Genomic DNA, 14155 nt, shown 5'->3' with positions numbered 1-14155 from the left:
TCCGTCGCAGGCTCAGTGCCGGGTGGGCGGAATGGGGTCCAGGACGGCCACGGCGGCCTCACAACCGGCGATCAGAGACTCCCGCACCTCTCTCTGGTCGAAGCCGATTCCGTCAGGGAACGCCATGATATGGGCGGCATCTCCGCCTTCCCGGAGAATCCTACAGATCCAGCCCTCGGCCACCCGCTCGAAGTGCACCTCGTAACGTGTGCCGTCATGCTCGAATTCGTGAGGGTCCATCTCTGCCTTCCTTCCGGGCCGGCGGATCACGGCCCGTCCGGTGGGCCTCGCCGGATGTGGGAAGCCGGGCTATGGCGTCAACGACCGAATGGAATGCGAAAGATCCGGCGATGCGCCTTCTCCTGCCTGCTGCGTCCCTCTGCGCGGTTCTCGCCTGTCCGGCGGCCTTTGCCCAATCGGGCGGAAGCCTGTTCGGCAGCCCCGAGCGCGTGCCGGCCAATCCGTTCGCGTCGAACTACCCCTCGGCCGCCCCACCGCGCGCCCAACCCGCCTACGAACGGTCACCGGGCGGGGAGGTTCGGCGGCGCGTCGTGAGACCTGAGCGGGCCGATTCGTTTCTCCCACCCCGCGACATCCCTCGATGACGCGCCCATGGGGCGTCAGCTCTGGCTCAGCTCACCTGCGATGGCGGTGACGATACGGGGATCGTTGGGTTCGACCGACGAGGGATAGGCGCCGACCAGGCTTCCGTTTCTGCCGACGAGGTATTTGTGGAAGTTCCAGTTCGGCGTGGAGCCGGGCTTCTCGGCGGCGGCCCAGCGATAGAACGGATGGGCCTGCGGCCCGCGCACATGGGTCTTGGCAGCGACCGGGAAGGTGACGCCGTGATTCTTGCGGGCCGCCTCGGCGATGGCGACGCCGTCGAGGGGCTCCTGATTGCCGAAATCCGGCGACGGCACGGCGATCACCGTCAGGCCGCGCCCGCCGAAGCGCGTCCACAGAGCCTGAAGCCCGGAGAACTGCCCGGCAAAGCCGCAGGCGGTGGCGGTGTTGACGATGAGGATCGGCTTGTCGGCGAAATCCTTGAGGGCGATCAGCCCGCCCTCCGGTTTCTCGAAGGTGAAGGCCCCCGCATTGCCGTCGCTGGTCGCGGCGCGCGCGCCGGTGGCGATGACGGTGCCGAGAAGAAACAGGGCCTGTCGGCGAAGTAGGGTCATCGAGGGTCGCTCCCTTGCAGAGCCCAGGATGGGAATCGGCTCATCCTTGGCTCAGCTGAAACTAGTCCGCTCTTCCGGCCTGTCCACCATCGGGCGCGGGGTCGGTGGAACCTTTCGCAAGGGCTCAGCTTGAGCGAGGACCGAGTTCGACCCCCGAACCCAGAGCGGAAAGACACGCCCTATGCGCATCCTGTTGCTTGCAGCGACCCTCGCAACGCCCCTCGTCTTCGCGGGAGCGACGATCGCCGCTGCTCAGACGACGGAACCGCAGAATGCGGGCACGGCACCGGTGCCGGCGGCCCCCGCGACCCTCAGCAACGATCTGCGTCCGACCTTCGTCGCCCAGACGCCGACGGACCGGGTCACGTCCAAGCTGATCGGCCTGACGATCCAGAACGGCGCCAACGAGACGATCGGCGAGATCGCCGACATCGTTCTCGACGAGGGCAGCACCATCAAGGCCTGGGTGGTCGGCGTCGGCGGCTTCCTCGGCATCGGCACGAAATACGTGGCCGTCGACCCCAGCGCCCTGAAGCTCACCCGCGTCGACGACAAGACGCTGAAGGCGACGATCGACACGAACAAGGACCAGCTCCGCGCCGCACCGGAATATGTCTATCTCGGCCAGGCCAAGCCCAATTCCGGCGACGCGAAGCCGGCGGACACGAAGGCGTCCGAGACTAAGCCGGCGGAGAGCAAGACGGCTCCCTGAGATCGATCTCGCCGCGCATCCCGGTTGCGGTCATCAAACGAGAGAGGCGGCCGAGACATCGTTGCCTCGGCCGCCTCTCTCGCTCAAATCCCAGGTTCGGCCAGCCCGCCTCAGTTGCGCGTGCAGAGAGCCTCGCGCACGGTGCTGGCGACAGCATCGTTTCTCACTTCGTTCGTGACGAACACATCGTCGGCCCCCTCGTCGATCACGTCGGGCAGAGGATCGCATGACGGCTCGTTGGCGAAGACGATCCGCAGGTCGGGCCGCAATGCGCGTGCTTCCAGAACCAGCTTGGTGGAACACAACTCGCCTTTGAGGCTGATATCGGTCACCAGCACGTCGACCGGCAGGCCGAGCGCCAGGACAGTCATCGCATCGACACCCGAATCGACGGTCGTCGCCGAGTAGCCGGCGCGCCGGATCTGCGAGGCGACCTCGTCGCGCCAATGCTTCTGTCGTCCGGCGATCAGAACCTGAACGCCATAGGCTCCTCCGGTGGAAGCCGTCGATTCCATGATCGAAACTCCTGTTCCTGTCGGGACATGCCTGGATCGGCACGAGCCGCCACCGGCACTGCGATCACTGTGCGACGCAGCATCGTATGATGCGATGGCGTCGCAAGACAAGGAGCCTGTGCCAGTAGGCGACCTGTATCAAGGGAATTCCTCTCCGGCTCGACTGTTCCCTGGATCGGCGGCGCATCCGCCGCTCCGGCGGTTGACGGGGCGGCAGCGCACGGGGCAACACGGCGCCGCCGTGGGACGCCACCGTTCGCGGCGGACAGCCGGAGCCCGACAGACCGATGTCATCAGCCAAAGCCACTCCCGTCTCGCCCCTCGCCCCGACGAGCGTGCCCGAGCTTCCCCCCATCGGCGGCGTCGGCATCGCCACTGCGCAGGCCGGCATCCGCTATTCCGGACGCACCGACGTGCTCTACCTCGCGATGCAGCCGGGAACGCAGGCGGCGGGAGTGTTCACCCGCTCCAAATGCCCCTCGGCCCCTGTGGATTGGTGTCGCGAGGCGCTGGCGCGCGAAGGCGCCCGCGCGCTGATCGTCAATTCCGGCAACGCCAACGCCTTCACCGGCTCTCGCGGCCGGGACGCCGTGGCGCTGACCGCCAAGATCGGCGCCGAGGCGGCGGGATGCCGGCCCGACGAGATCTTCATCGCCTCCACCGGCGTCATCGGCGAACCGCTCGACGCGACGAAATTCGAGGGCGTGCTGGCGGATTGCGCCTCGCGGACCGAGACCGGCCCCGAAGCCTGGGCGGCGGCGGCGCAGGCGATCATGACCACCGACACCTTCCCCAAGCTCGGCACGCGCACGGCGACGATCGACGGGACGACGGTGACGATCAACGGCATCGCCAAGGGCGCGGGCATGATCGCCCCCGACATGGCGACGATGCTGAGCTTCGTCTTCACCGACGCGGCCCTGCCCCAAGTCGTGCTCCAGACCCTTCTGAGCGCCGGCACGCAGACGAGTTTCAACTGCGTGACGGTGGATGGCGACACCTCCACCTCCGACACGCTGATGCTGTTCGCCACGGGAGCGGCCGGCAACGCGCCCGTGACCGATCCGGGCGACGCCCGCCTCTCGGGCTTCCGCGCGGCGCTGGACGACCTCTTGATCGAACTGGCGCAGCTCGTCGCCAAGGATGGCGAGGGCGCGCGCAAGTTCGTCACCGTCAACGTGAAGGGCGCGACGAGCAACGCCTCGGCGCACCGTATCGCCATGTCCATCGCCAATTCGCCCCTGGTGAAGACGGCCATCGCCGGCGAGGACGCCAATTGGGGCCGCGTCGTGATGGCGGTCGGCAAGGCAGGCGAGCCCGCCGACCGCGATCGCCTCGCGATCTGGTTCGGCGACGTCCGTGTGGCCCGCGAGGGCGCCCGCGACCCGGATTACAGCGAGGCGGCGGCGAGCGCCGTCATGCGTGAATCCGATGTCTCGGTGACGGTGGACCTCGGTCTCGGCGACGGCACGGCGCGGGTTTGGACCTGCGACCTGACCAAGGGCTACATCGAGATCAACGGGGATTACCGCTCGTGAGGCGCCTCCTCCACCGGGCGGCGGCGGCGAGCCTCGCCCTCGCCCTCGCGATCCCCGCCTTGGCGGACGACGATAAGGCCAAGCACGAGAGCCGTATCGTGGTGACGGGCCGCGCCCGCGCCGAGACGCCGCCGGACTTCGCCTCGGTGGAGATCGGGATCGAAGCCAAGGGCGCGACGCCCGCCGCCGCCCTCGACGGAGCGAGCAATGTCGTCCGCGCGCTCATTGCGCTGTCGGCCGGGTTCGGCGTCGGCGAGAGCGATATCGGCACGACGGCGGTCACCCTCACCCAGGGAACGCGGGAGGTGCGTCAGCCCGACGGCAGCATCACCGAGAAGCCGGACGGCTACCGCGCCGCCAACAGCCTGCGGGTCCGCCTCGCCGACATGGGCAAGCTCGGCGAACTGATGCGCAAGGCCCTCGATGCCGGCGCCAACCGGATCGAGGGCGTGGCGTTCGGCCTGAAGGATCCCAATGCGGCGGAGGCGACCGTGCAGGTGGCGGCCATGAAGGATGCGATGGCGCAGGCCGGACGCCTCGCCGAGACCGCCGGTGTGAAGCTCGGACCGCCCCTGTCGATCCAGACGACGCCCCAGGGCGGCGGGATGCCGATGGCGATGGCGGCGGCTCCGATGCGGTCCAAGCGCTCCGGCGTGCCGGTGCCGCTGGCGGCGGGCACGATCGAGACGAGCGCCGAGGTCTCGGCCAGCTTCGCGATTCTGCCGTGACGGCGTCTCCGTTCCGCATCCTCCTCGTGGTGGCGGTCGCCCTGGTGGATGCGGATGGCCGCGTTCTCCTGGCCCAGCGCCCGGAGGGCAAGCAGCTCGCCGGTCTCTGGGAGTTCCCCGGCGGCAAGGTCGAGCAAGGGGAGCGGCCGGAGGAAACCCTGATCCGCGAATTGCGGGAGGAAATCGGGATCGAGGTGAAGGAGGCCTGCCTTGCCCCCCTCACCTTCGCGAGCCACGCCTATCCCGATTTCCACCTGCTGATGCCGCTCTATGTCTGCCGCCGGTGGGAGGGCATGGCCCGTTCCATGGAGGGGCAGGCGCTGAAATGGGTCCGCCCGCGCGCGCTCAAGGACCAGCCGATGCCCCCGGCCGATGCGCCGCTGATTCCGTTCCTGGTCGATCTTCTCGGGCCTTGATGGCAGAACCCGGCCGCCACAGGTTGTCCGTCGGAGGCGGGAGACGGGAAGCATGGCGCGCAAGGCAGCGGTAAAGACGGCCCCCAAGCCGAGCGCGGTCGCGGCGGAAAAGCCGAAGCGTGTCACGCGCAAGACCACGCCGTCGCCCGAGACCTTGGCGCCGCTGGGGCTCGACCGATTGATCGGCCTCGTCCTCGACGAGACCGCGCGTAATCCCGCCTTCAAAAAGCTCGTCACCGCCGCGATCGCCGGATTGCAGGGGCCCGATGCCGTCGCCGCCCTCGTCGACCGGCGGCTCACCGCCCTGGAGCGGGCCCATGGGTTTATCGACTGGCAGAAGCGGCGCAGCTTCGCGGCGGATCTCGACGCCACGGTCTCCACTATCGTCTCAGAACTGGCACCCCTCGACGTGGACGCCGCCCTCAACCGGTTGGTCCGTTTCATCGGCGGGGCACAGGGCGTGCTCGAGCGCGTCGATGATTCGAGTGGTCAGGTGGTGGGCGTCTACGAACGGGCGACGCATGCCGCCGCCGATCTGGCGCTTCAGCTCCCCTCGGCGGACGCCGCCCAACTGGCGGTGAAACTGGTGCCGCTCCTCGAGACGGACGGGTTCGGCATCCTCGATGCCCTGCTGCTCACGGTGGTGGATGGGCTGCCCGAAACCGCATTGGATCCGGTCGATGCGGCCCTCGCCGCGGCGACGCCGCCGGAACCGAAGGCATCGGGCAAACCGGCGGTTCGATCGGCCGCCTTCAGCACGCAGGGCTGGGACCGGAAGATGCAGCGCATGCGTCTTCTGCGGATGCGCCAGGCCCTGGCCGACCGGCGCGGCGACGTCGAGGCTTTCATCGCCCTGGAACAGGCGATCTCCCCCGCCCATCCGGACATCGTGGCCGTGGCCGAGCGTCTGCTGTCGGCAAACCGCGCCGCCGAGGCGCTCGACTGGATCGGACGCCCACAGAAGCGCGGAATCGTCGTCGTCACCCGCGAGCAGATGCTGACGGGAAGCTTCGACCCGGACGCGCCTCAGCGTGAGCGGGCTTCCCTCGAAATCCGCATCCTCGACGCTCTCGGCCACAAAGAGGAGGCGCAGGCAAAGCGCTGGGCGTGTTTCGAAGCCCGTCTCGACCGCGAGATGCTGCGCGACTACGTCGCCAAGCTTCCCGACTTCGAGGACGAAGAGGCGCTGGAGCGCGCCTTCGACCATGCGGCCTCTCACGCCGACCCCTACCGCGCCCTGCATTTCCTCGTGCACTGGCCCAAGCTCGATCGCGCCGCGCGCCTCGTCATCGACAAGGCGGCGACATGGGACGGCAACCGCTATGAGATCCTCGCTCCCGCCGCGGAGGCTCTGGAAGAGGCGAGCCCGAAGGCGGCGAGCCTTCTCTACCGCTGCATGATCGACGACATGCTGAGCAAGGGCCGGTCCAGCGCCTACGGTTACGGCGCCCGCCACCTCCTGACCCTCGACGCCCTGGCGCAGCGGCTCGAACCGGGCGACCTGACGCCTGACCACGCCGCCTATCGGGACGCCCTGCGCAAGGTGCACGGACGGAAATCGGCCTTCTGGGAGAAGGTGAAGGGCTGATTTTGCGTGTGACGGAGCTCAGCTTACCTCTATGGCGTCCACCCTGTCCGGATAGAAGGCGAGATGATCCCGGATCTCGGCGACGGCGGGAAACGGAGCCTCGTAGCTCCAGACCGCGTCGGCCCGAACCGTATTGCCGACCGTCAGCGTGTAGTAGCTGGCCTCGCCCTTGTAGGGGCAGTGGCTCCTGCGTGCCGAGGGGGTGAAATGCTCCCAGCGGGCATCGGCGCGGGGCAGGTAATAGACCGGCCCGTAAGCCGCCTCGCGGAGAACGAGGGCGGCACCGGATTCCGCGATCACGGTGCCGGCGAGGATGACGCGGACGCGCCGGGGGCTCGTCTCGATGGTGATGGGGTGGTCCGGGCCTGGCTCTCTCATGGTCGTCTCCTCAGGGATCGCTGGTCATGCCGGGCGTGATCTTGCCGGGCGTGATCTTGCCGGGCGTGATCTCGGGAACGCCGAGGGCGTCGGCGAGACGGGACTTGGCGCTGCCGGGCTTGAGCGGCTTCTGCTGGCTCTCGTGCGGCGCCCAGCCGGAGAGCCACAGGATCTCGAACGTCGCCCTCAGACGCCCGTCGGGATCGGCGAACCGCTCGGCATAGATCGCGGCCATCCGCATGAGGGTATCGCGGCGCAGGGGCGTGCGGCGGCGCTCGGTCAGCACGTTGGTGAGGCCCATGGCGCGCAGGTCACGCATCAGAGCGAAGGGATCGGCATAGCGCACGGTGATCGTGTCGACATCCGTCACCGGCAGGGCGAAGCCGGCGCGCTGGAGCAGACTGCCCATCTCGCGCACCTCGGCGAAGGGCGCCACGCGCGGGCTGATCCCCCCCTCGATCTCGACCTCGGCCTGTCCGAAGGCCTGGCGCAGTTCGGTAAGGGTGCGGCCACCCAGGAGACAGCCGATGAACAGCCCGTCGGGTTTCAGCACCCGCCGCAGCTGGGCCAGCGCACCCGGCAGGTCGTTGACGTGCTGCAGGGCCAGCAGCGACACGGCGAGATCGAAATGGGAAGCCGCCAGTGGCAGCACCTCCGGATCGCCGACCATGAGGGCGAGACCATCGCCGGCCTCGGCCAGAGGGGCCACGCGGGTGATGGCGCCGACACGGCCGGAGCGCAGAAGATGGCGGGCGGGAGCGGAACTCGGTGTCCCGAGGTCGAGCGCCTCGGGAAAGGGGCGCAGCACCGCGGCGAGACGATCGTCGAGATCCTCGGCGAGTCGCGCCAGCAGGAAATCGGCATAGCCCGCACGGGTGGCGCGTAGGAGGCGAAGACGGGCAAGGGCCGTATCGAAGAGGGGCGGTGGGCTGGTCATCTCGCTCCTATAGCTGGCGCGAAAACGTGATCCTGCCAGCCGGAACGGGGCAGAGCGGCGGGAGGTTGGCGCATCATAACGGAAACCGGAGACCGGATTCATGATTCGACTTCTGACGGGAATCGCCTTGTACACCCTCGCGGCCTTCTCGCTGAGTGGGGCTGCCGAAGCCAAGGGCTGCATCAAGGGCGCCCTCGTGGGCGGCGTCGCCGGCCATATGGCCGGGCACGGCAAGATGGGAGCGGTGGCCGGATGCGCCATCGGCCACCACAGGGCCAACAAGAAGGACAAGCAGCAGAACCAGGGCCAGCAGCCCGCCGCGCAGTAAGGCGCCGCTTTCCGGACGTCGCTTCGCCGGGACAATCCTGCGCAAGGTTTTGCCTGCGCAAGGTCCTCCCTGTGCAAGGTCTTCGCGAAGCGGCGAACCGGGTCTAATCAAGGGGCATGGTGTCCGCCGCCCAGCTTCTTCGGCGAGGCGTCCGTTCGATCTCGGCGGGCGCCCTCGGCCTGATCTACCCGCCGACCTGCGCCGGCTGCGGCGCCGCCACCTCGGATCCGCATGCTTTGTGCCCCCGCTGCTGGTCGAGCCTGCGCCTCATCGAGCAGCCCTATTGCCAGCGCCTCGGCACGCCGTTTCCCGTCGATCTGGGGATCGGCCCCCTGTTGTCCCCGCGCGCCATCGCCGATCCTCCCGTCTTCGGACGGGCGAGAGCCGTCGCGCTCTACGACGATGTGGCGCGTGATCTCGTCCACCGCCTGAAATACGAGGATCGGCTCGACCTCGCCGCCCCCATGGCGCGGATGATGGCGGCGGCCGGGGCCGAGCTGTTGCGGGAGGCCGATTGCCTCGTGCCGGTACCGCTTCATTGGACGCGCCTGTGGCGTCGCCGTTTCAACCAGGCCGCCCTCCTCGGCCGTGGCATCGGCCGCATCGCTTCCCTGCCCTGTGAGACCTCGCTTCTCGCCCGGGTGAAGGCGACGCGCTCGCAGGTCGGGCTCAGCCGCGCGGCGCGGGCGACGAATCTCCAGGGCGCGTTCCGGGTCCCCGCATCGGCGAAGCCCAGGCTCCAGGGGCGAAGAATCCTGCTCATCGATGATGTCACCACCACCGGATCCACCGCCAATGCCGCCTCGCGGGTGCTCTTGCGGGGAGGAGCGGCTTCGGTGGACGTCCTCACCTTCGCCCTGGTCGCCGCCGAGGCAGGCTAAGCCAACAAACCGACCTCCGCCCTTGACAGCCGGGCTCCGCCACGGCCTCCCAACGTCCATGACAGGATCGACGTCACGAGACATCGCGGTGATCGGCGGCGGCCCGGCGGGGCTCGCTGCCGCCGAAATGCTGGCGGGAGCCGGCCATCGCGTCACGCTCTACGAGCGGATGCCCTCGGTGGGGCGCAAGTTCCTCATCGCCGGGCGGGGCGGCCTCAACCTCACCCATAGCGAGCCGCTGGCATCGTTCCACCAGCGCTACCACCCGGCCCAGCCGCCCCTCGCCGGAGCGATCGACGCCTTCTCCCCGCAGGCTCTACGGGACTGGTGCGAGGGGCTCGGCCAGCCGACCTTCATCGGCTCCAGCGGGCGGGTCTTTCCGAAGAGCTTCAAGGCCTCCCCGCTCCTGCGGGCCTGGCTGGGGCGGCTCGACACTATCGGCGTCCGCATCCTCACCCGTCATCGCTTCCTCGGTTGGGACGCGGATGGAAGCCTGGCTTTCGAGACCCCGGACGGGCGCCTCACGGTGGCCCCCCAGGCGACCCTGATGTCCCTTGGCGGAGCGAGTTGGCCACGGCTCGGCTCGGACGGGACCTGGGTCCCGCTTCTCACCGGGGCCGGGATAAAGGTTTCGCCCCTCAAACCCGCCAATGTCGGCTTCAGCGTGCCGTGGTCGGACGTGTTCCGCGAACGCTTCGCCGGGACACCCCTGAAGCGCGTCGCGCTCAGTCTCGGCGACGAGACCGTGCGCGGCGAAGCCATGGTCACCGCGGACGGGATCGAGGGCGGGGCGGTCTATGCCCTGTCGCGCCTCATCCGCGATGAGATCGAAGCCGAGGGTGAGGCCCGTCTCGTCCTCGATCTGCGGCCGGACCTGACCGAGGATGCGCTGATGCGACGCCTCGCGTCGTACAAGCCGGGGGCGTCGCTCGCCACGCGCCTGCGCAAGGATGCGGGGCTCGATCCCGTGGCGGCGAGTTTGCTGCGCGAGGCGGCCGGCCGCGCCCTTCCATCCTCGGCGGGCGAACTCGCCGCCTTGATCAAGGCGGCTCACTTGCGCCTGCTCGCTCCCCGTCCGATCGAGCGGGCGATCTCCACGGCGGGGGGCGTCGCCTTCGAGGCCATCGATTCCCGCTTCATGCTGAAGGCGCGGCCCGGCGCGTTCGTCGCCGGCGAGATGCTGGATTGGGAAGCCCCCACCGGCGGCTACCTGTTGCAGGGCGCCTTTTCCAGCGCCCGTGCGGCGGCCGCCGGGATGATGGACTGGCTCGATGAGGCCGGCCCGGACCTATAGACGCGAGCAGAAGCCGACCATGCCCTTGGCGTCGGACGGACAGGACGCGCTGGCGCCGCCATTGGCGAAGGACGGACTGCCTGAGGACAGGCAATAGGCCGAGACGAAGGCCTCGCCGCTGTCACAGCTCAACTCGCAGCCACCGGACGAGCAATTCTCGTTGCGGACGGGACGCAGGGTGGAGTTGGCGGCGCTGGCGGTGAGGCCCGCCGCTCCCGGTTCGCCCTGAGGACCGGCAGGCCCCCTGGGACCCGTTTCCCCCTTGGGACCAACGTCGCCTTTGGGGCCGACCGGCCCCTGCGGGCCTGTCTCCCCCTTGAGTCCCACGTCGCCCTTCGGTCCCGCCTCCCCTTTCGGCCCGGCCTCGCCTGCGGGCCCCGCCACACCCGGCGCACCGGCAAGCCCTGCCATGCCCTGGGGACCGGGCTCTCCCTGCGGGCCGGCATCGCCCTTGGGGCCGGGTTCACCGGCCGGCGCGCAATTGGCCACCACGGCCTCCCTCTCGTCCTCGCCGGCCTTCAGCGCCGCGACGCAGGTGGCGGGCCGATAGGGCAGACGGAACAGGAATCGGCCGCGCGAATCGGCCATCACCGAGATGTCCTCGTCGAGGATCACGACGGTGCCGGCCTTGCGCACGCTGCCGGAGATCCGCAGATCCCCCGCCTCGATCCGCGCATCGTAGACCTGGATCGGCTGCGACGGCGCCACGACCCGCTTGGGCCTGGCCGCCCTGGGCCTTGGGGCCGCGGCGGCATCCGTCGCAGGGGCGGCGCTCATCCCACCGCCGGGCTGGCCGGGACTGACCTGGCCGGGCGCCTGAGCCGCTGCCGGACCGGCCGCGAGCCCGGCGAGGATCATCAATCCCATCAATGATTTGGTCATGAAGCCTGTCGGGGCCGGGCACTTGGCGGCATGGTCGAGGCGCATGGGTTCTTTCCAGGCTGATGCGCCGGAGGTCCGGCACGGCGGAGGGACAATGCCGGGTCCGGTTGTAACCCGCAGGATCATACGTCACATCCGGGAATAGGCGGGATCTGACGGGACTACGCGAATTTCCCAACACGTCACAACCGTTTAGCGGACACCCGGCATTTTCTAGGGCCGCCGTTATAGCGCAGGTTCATATGTCGCGGAATGACGGTTCGCTAGACGGCCGGTTTCGCTAAGTGCCTGATCTTTCGAGAACTCGATTTCCGGCGGCTTCCATAGGTGGGACGCGAACGCGTAATTTCGCCAATTCAAGCAAATCGCCATTTTCTCCATACATATCAGATGCTTGCCATCGGGGCGTCAAACCTCGCCCCGATGCGTAGGTGGGATGCTGGGCGATGTCCTAGAAAGGCAGATCCTGGAAGATCGGCGGCACCCGGCCATGGATAGCGATCACCACCGGCTCGTCAAAATCTCCTAGCGACGGATCGCTATCGTGGCGGAGCACGACCACGCCCGCCTTCCTCGTCGCAAGCCGTTCTCCGAGGCGAAGCGCATGAGCTTCATCATCAGCCGCAGTCGGCGCTTCGGGCTCAATGCCACGCCCTTTCGTATGGAAGGCTTGGACGCAGAATGTCGGAACAGTTCGATCGCTCTTCGTAGCCATGCAGGCTCCTCCGGTTGGAACGAGCATATGCTGCAACCAGAACAAAGAGAGAACAAGCGGGAATGAAGGAGCCGTTACCAAGCCTGTGGACGAATGTGTCTTCGGCGTAAGGGGCAAGGCCTGATTTACTCGATGGATCCACGCTATCGGATGCGGCCATACGTGCTGCTGGCCCGATCCTTCTCAGCGTCCTGTAGGTAGCGGATCGACATATTGGCCTGGCACTCGAGGACCGCTGTCTCCCCTTGGCTCCCATATGATTTCTTGCACTCCCGCTCAATCTTCTGAGGAAGGGTGCTGTTATCACCGGAAATGAGAGCAACAAGCACAAATAAAATGAGTAGACCGCCGCCGATTAAACCAATCTTCGCCATTTTATGCCCTTTGATAATAGGCCAAAAAGAATGAGATACCGCTTTCTAAGAATTCCAGTTGCCTATACCGAATTCTCAATCGCCTCGATAACGTCGCCAACCCTATTTATAATCTGCACGCACGCTTCAATTACATCATAATCTAAGGACAATTTTTCATTTTTAATTAATACACGCGGATGCATTTTAATATAACGATTTGCGATTTCTACCATTCTCTCAGGAGTGCAACTCAAGAAGCCAACTGGAATACTGATTTCACCCCTATATCCAAACCAACCATATAGAGTGTCGACCTTAGCAGCCAGCGTTCCCATAAAGCCGGCAGCCAACAGTCCGTCTTCTTCAGAGCCTTCATTATCACGATTGAACGACATCGCATGACCAACAGATGCGGTTAAATTCAACAAATCAAGATGCTTATCGTTGTTACAAATATGATTTAATCCTACCAGGAAAACATCCCCGCCTTCTTCTTCATGGGGCTCAAAATCAAGCACCGCTTGCCGAACAGCTGCGGGCACCTCTGCAAGCGAATTTACTTGAGGCGTTTTACCTGACAGTAAATCTATTCGCCTCTTAGCAAAGGGAAATCCCAGACGCTCTTTTGTCGATCCATTATCTATAGCTGTTTGCACGAAAGCAATATCTAGGGCAGACCTGGCTTGATATGCAAATTCTCCGCATATAATCGATGCCTTCACCGGCAAATCTGTATACCGCAATACAATGTGTGGTTTGCCAGCATCATCGTTTTCTAGCACAAAGGTGTGAAATCCACCTTCCTCAAAATTAGCCAACAGGTTGGCCAACTCATCAATATGCTCAATAGCCCTATTTAGCTTATGCTTCGCGTTGATAAGCCTCATCAAATCCACGGCCATACCATTATCTCACTTTTTACTGCGTGCCATATGAATGGAAAGATCAGTTAAATTCTTTAGATGGCCCTTCCATACCAAGCTATCCGAGCTTCAATACTAAGTCCGTTGATATCTTCCGGCTTAATGTATTCTGGCGGATAGCGATCGTTATCAGAGATAAGAGTAAGCCCGCCCTGCGCAAGCAAATGCAATCGTTTCACAACGACTAGCCCGTTGGTAACGAGTGCATAAATCTTACCATTTGCTACTCGCCCATACCCACTGTCGGCCAGCATAATGTCGCCGTCCTGGATGGTGGGATACATGCTGTCACCTTCGGCCGTCAGGAAGTGCGCGTTCTGCGGCATTACTCCCATGGACCGGAGCCAGGCTTCGCGAAACGCGATGGGGCGGTTCGCAACCAGCTCAGGGTTCAAGGCTACTCGGCCAGGTCCGGCGGACGCCTTGATGTTGAGGTGCGGCACCCAAATGACATCGCCGTCCATTCCGGCGACAGAAACGACCTGATCAGATCCTGTGAGGAGCCAAGTTAGGCTCACGTCCGCGATCTGCGCGACCCTCACGGCATCAGCTGCACCGGGCTCGGTTTCACCCTTCGCCCATCGCGAGATCGTTTTCTCGGATGTCCCAAGCCCTTGAACCAACTTGGCTCTTAGGCTCGGCGTATCCCTGAGAAGCGACGTGAGGCGCTCTGCCAAGGTTGGGCTCACGGCCTCGAAACCAGCGGACATTTTCGACCAACCCTGGACAAAGTTGTTGACCCTATGGACGACTGTGTCTAAATCAGACAAGTCTGACTCGCTGACA

At 65.8% G+C, this 14155-nt stretch carries 17 protein-coding genes; 8 read left to right on the top strand and 9 right to left on the bottom strand.

The window, feature by feature from the left end:
- Nucleotides 1-12: 12 nt before the first annotated feature.
- Nucleotides 13-240, bottom strand: coding sequence for a hypothetical protein (locus ASF08_RS06410; protein ID WP_018042094.1), 228 nt, complete (start codon nt 238-240; stop codon nt 13-15).
- A 380-nt stretch (nt 241-620) separates the two neighbouring features.
- A complete protein-coding gene (locus tag ASF08_RS06405; RefSeq protein ID WP_018042093.1) occupies nt 621-1178 on the bottom strand; it encodes a glutathione peroxidase in 558 nt (185 codons plus the stop codon).
- Nucleotides 1179-1359: 181 nt separating this feature from the next.
- On the opposite strand from ASF08_RS06405, the gene ASF08_RS06400 reads away from it, so the two are divergent.
- Nucleotides 1360-1890, top strand: a complete 531-nt coding sequence (locus ASF08_RS06400; protein ID WP_056142813.1) for a PRC-barrel domain-containing protein — start codon at nt 1360-1362, stop codon at nt 1888-1890.
- Between the two features lie 110 nt (nt 1891-2000).
- Here the strand turns inward: ASF08_RS06400 and ASF08_RS06395 are convergent, their stop codons facing one another.
- Nucleotides 2001-2405 (bottom strand): hypothetical protein, encoded by a 405-nt coding sequence (locus ASF08_RS06395; RefSeq protein ID WP_018042091.1) that lies wholly within the window; start codon nt 2403-2405, stop codon nt 2001-2003.
- A 287-nt stretch (nt 2406-2692) separates the two neighbouring features.
- On the opposite strand from ASF08_RS06395, the gene argJ reads away from it, so the two are divergent.
- Genes argJ through ASF08_RS06375 form a run of 4 tightly spaced genes read left to right on the top strand, consistent with a single transcriptional unit; the run spans nt 2693 to nt 6675 of the window.
- The gene (gene argJ / locus ASF08_RS06390) at nt 2693-3943 is read left to right on the top strand and encodes a bifunctional glutamate N-acetyltransferase/amino-acid acetyltransferase ArgJ (protein ID WP_018042090.1); all 1251 of its coding nucleotides are present in this window, start codon (nt 2693-2695) and stop codon (nt 3941-3943) included.
- Nucleotides 3940-4671, top strand: coding sequence for an SIMPL domain-containing protein (locus tag ASF08_RS06385; RefSeq protein WP_056142808.1), 732 nt, complete (start codon nt 3940-3942; stop codon nt 4669-4671). The genes argJ and ASF08_RS06385 overlap by 4 nt, the downstream gene beginning before the upstream one ends.
- Nucleotides 4668-5087 carry an 8-oxo-dGTP diphosphatase MutT gene (gene mutT / locus ASF08_RS06380; RefSeq protein ID WP_056142805.1) on the top strand — a complete coding sequence of 140 codons (420 nt, stop codon included), beginning with the start codon at nt 4668-4670 and terminating at the stop codon, nt 5085-5087. Before ASF08_RS06385 ends, mutT begins: the two co-directional genes overlap by 4 nt.
- A 52-nt stretch (nt 5088-5139) precedes the next feature.
- Complete coding sequence (locus ASF08_RS06375; protein ID WP_056142803.1) at nt 5140-6675, top strand: DUF6880 family protein; 1536 nt, start codon at nt 5140-5142, stop codon at nt 6673-6675.
- 18 nt (nt 6676-6693) lie between these two features.
- On the opposite strand, the gene ASF08_RS06370 is transcribed toward ASF08_RS06375, so the two are convergent.
- Both ASF08_RS06370 and ASF08_RS06365 read right to left on the bottom strand, forming a co-directional pair.
- Nucleotides 6694-7053 carry a DUF427 domain-containing protein gene (locus ASF08_RS06370; RefSeq protein ID WP_056142801.1) on the bottom strand — a complete coding sequence of 120 codons (360 nt, stop codon included), beginning with the start codon at nt 7051-7053 and terminating at the stop codon, nt 6694-6696.
- A gap of 10 nt (nt 7054-7063) precedes the next feature.
- The gene (locus ASF08_RS06365; RefSeq protein WP_056142798.1) at nt 7064-7990 is read right to left on the bottom strand and encodes a methyltransferase domain-containing protein; all 927 of its coding nucleotides are present in this window, start codon (nt 7988-7990) and stop codon (nt 7064-7066) included.
- A 100-nt stretch (nt 7991-8090) separates the two neighbouring features.
- Between ASF08_RS06365 and ASF08_RS06360 the strand changes: the two genes are divergently transcribed.
- The 3 genes from ASF08_RS06360 (at nt 8091) to ASF08_RS06350 (ending at nt 10493) form a co-directional block, all read left to right on the top strand.
- Nucleotides 8091-8318, top strand: coding sequence for a hypothetical protein (locus ASF08_RS06360; protein ID WP_056142796.1), 228 nt, complete (start codon nt 8091-8093; stop codon nt 8316-8318).
- 116 nt (nt 8319-8434) lie between these two features.
- Nucleotides 8435-9199, top strand: a complete 765-nt coding sequence (locus ASF08_RS06355; RefSeq protein ID WP_056142794.1) for a ComF family protein — start codon at nt 8435-8437, stop codon at nt 9197-9199.
- A gap of 58 nt (nt 9200-9257) precedes the next feature.
- Complete coding sequence (locus ASF08_RS06350; RefSeq protein ID WP_056142792.1) at nt 9258-10493, top strand: TIGR03862 family flavoprotein; 1236 nt, start codon at nt 9258-9260, stop codon at nt 10491-10493.
- Here the strand turns inward: ASF08_RS06350 and ASF08_RS06345 are convergent.
- The 4 genes from ASF08_RS06345 to ASF08_RS06335 form a co-directional block, all read right to left on the bottom strand.
- Nucleotides 10488-11375 carry a collagen-like protein gene (locus ASF08_RS06345; RefSeq protein WP_244474471.1) on the bottom strand — a complete coding sequence of 296 codons (888 nt, stop codon included), beginning with the start codon at nt 11373-11375 and terminating at the stop codon, nt 10488-10490. The two genes, ASF08_RS06350 and ASF08_RS06345, sit on opposite strands and share 6 nt — an antisense overlap.
- Before the next feature lie 451 nt (nt 11376-11826).
- Entirely contained in the window at nt 11827-12090 is a 264-nt protein-coding gene (locus ASF08_RS24605) for a hypothetical protein (RefSeq protein ID WP_156629483.1), read from the bottom strand.
- 436 nt (nt 12091-12526) lie between these two features.
- The gene (locus tag ASF08_RS24600) at nt 12527-13348 is read right to left on the bottom strand and encodes a hypothetical protein (protein ID WP_156629482.1); all 822 of its coding nucleotides are present in this window, start codon (nt 13346-13348) and stop codon (nt 12527-12529) included.
- Between the two features lie 56 nt (nt 13349-13404).
- A complete protein-coding gene (locus tag ASF08_RS06335; protein WP_056142780.1) occupies nt 13405-14079 on the bottom strand; it encodes a S24 family peptidase in 675 nt (224 codons plus the stop codon).
- Nucleotides 14080-14155 lie beyond the last annotated feature (76 nt).

It is taken from the genome of Methylobacterium sp. Leaf85 (genome assembly GCF_001422125.1).
Lineage (GTDB): Bacteria > Pseudomonadota > Alphaproteobacteria > Rhizobiales > Beijerinckiaceae > Methylobacterium > Methylobacterium bullatum.
This window is presented reverse-complemented; position numbering and strand designations above follow the sequence as displayed.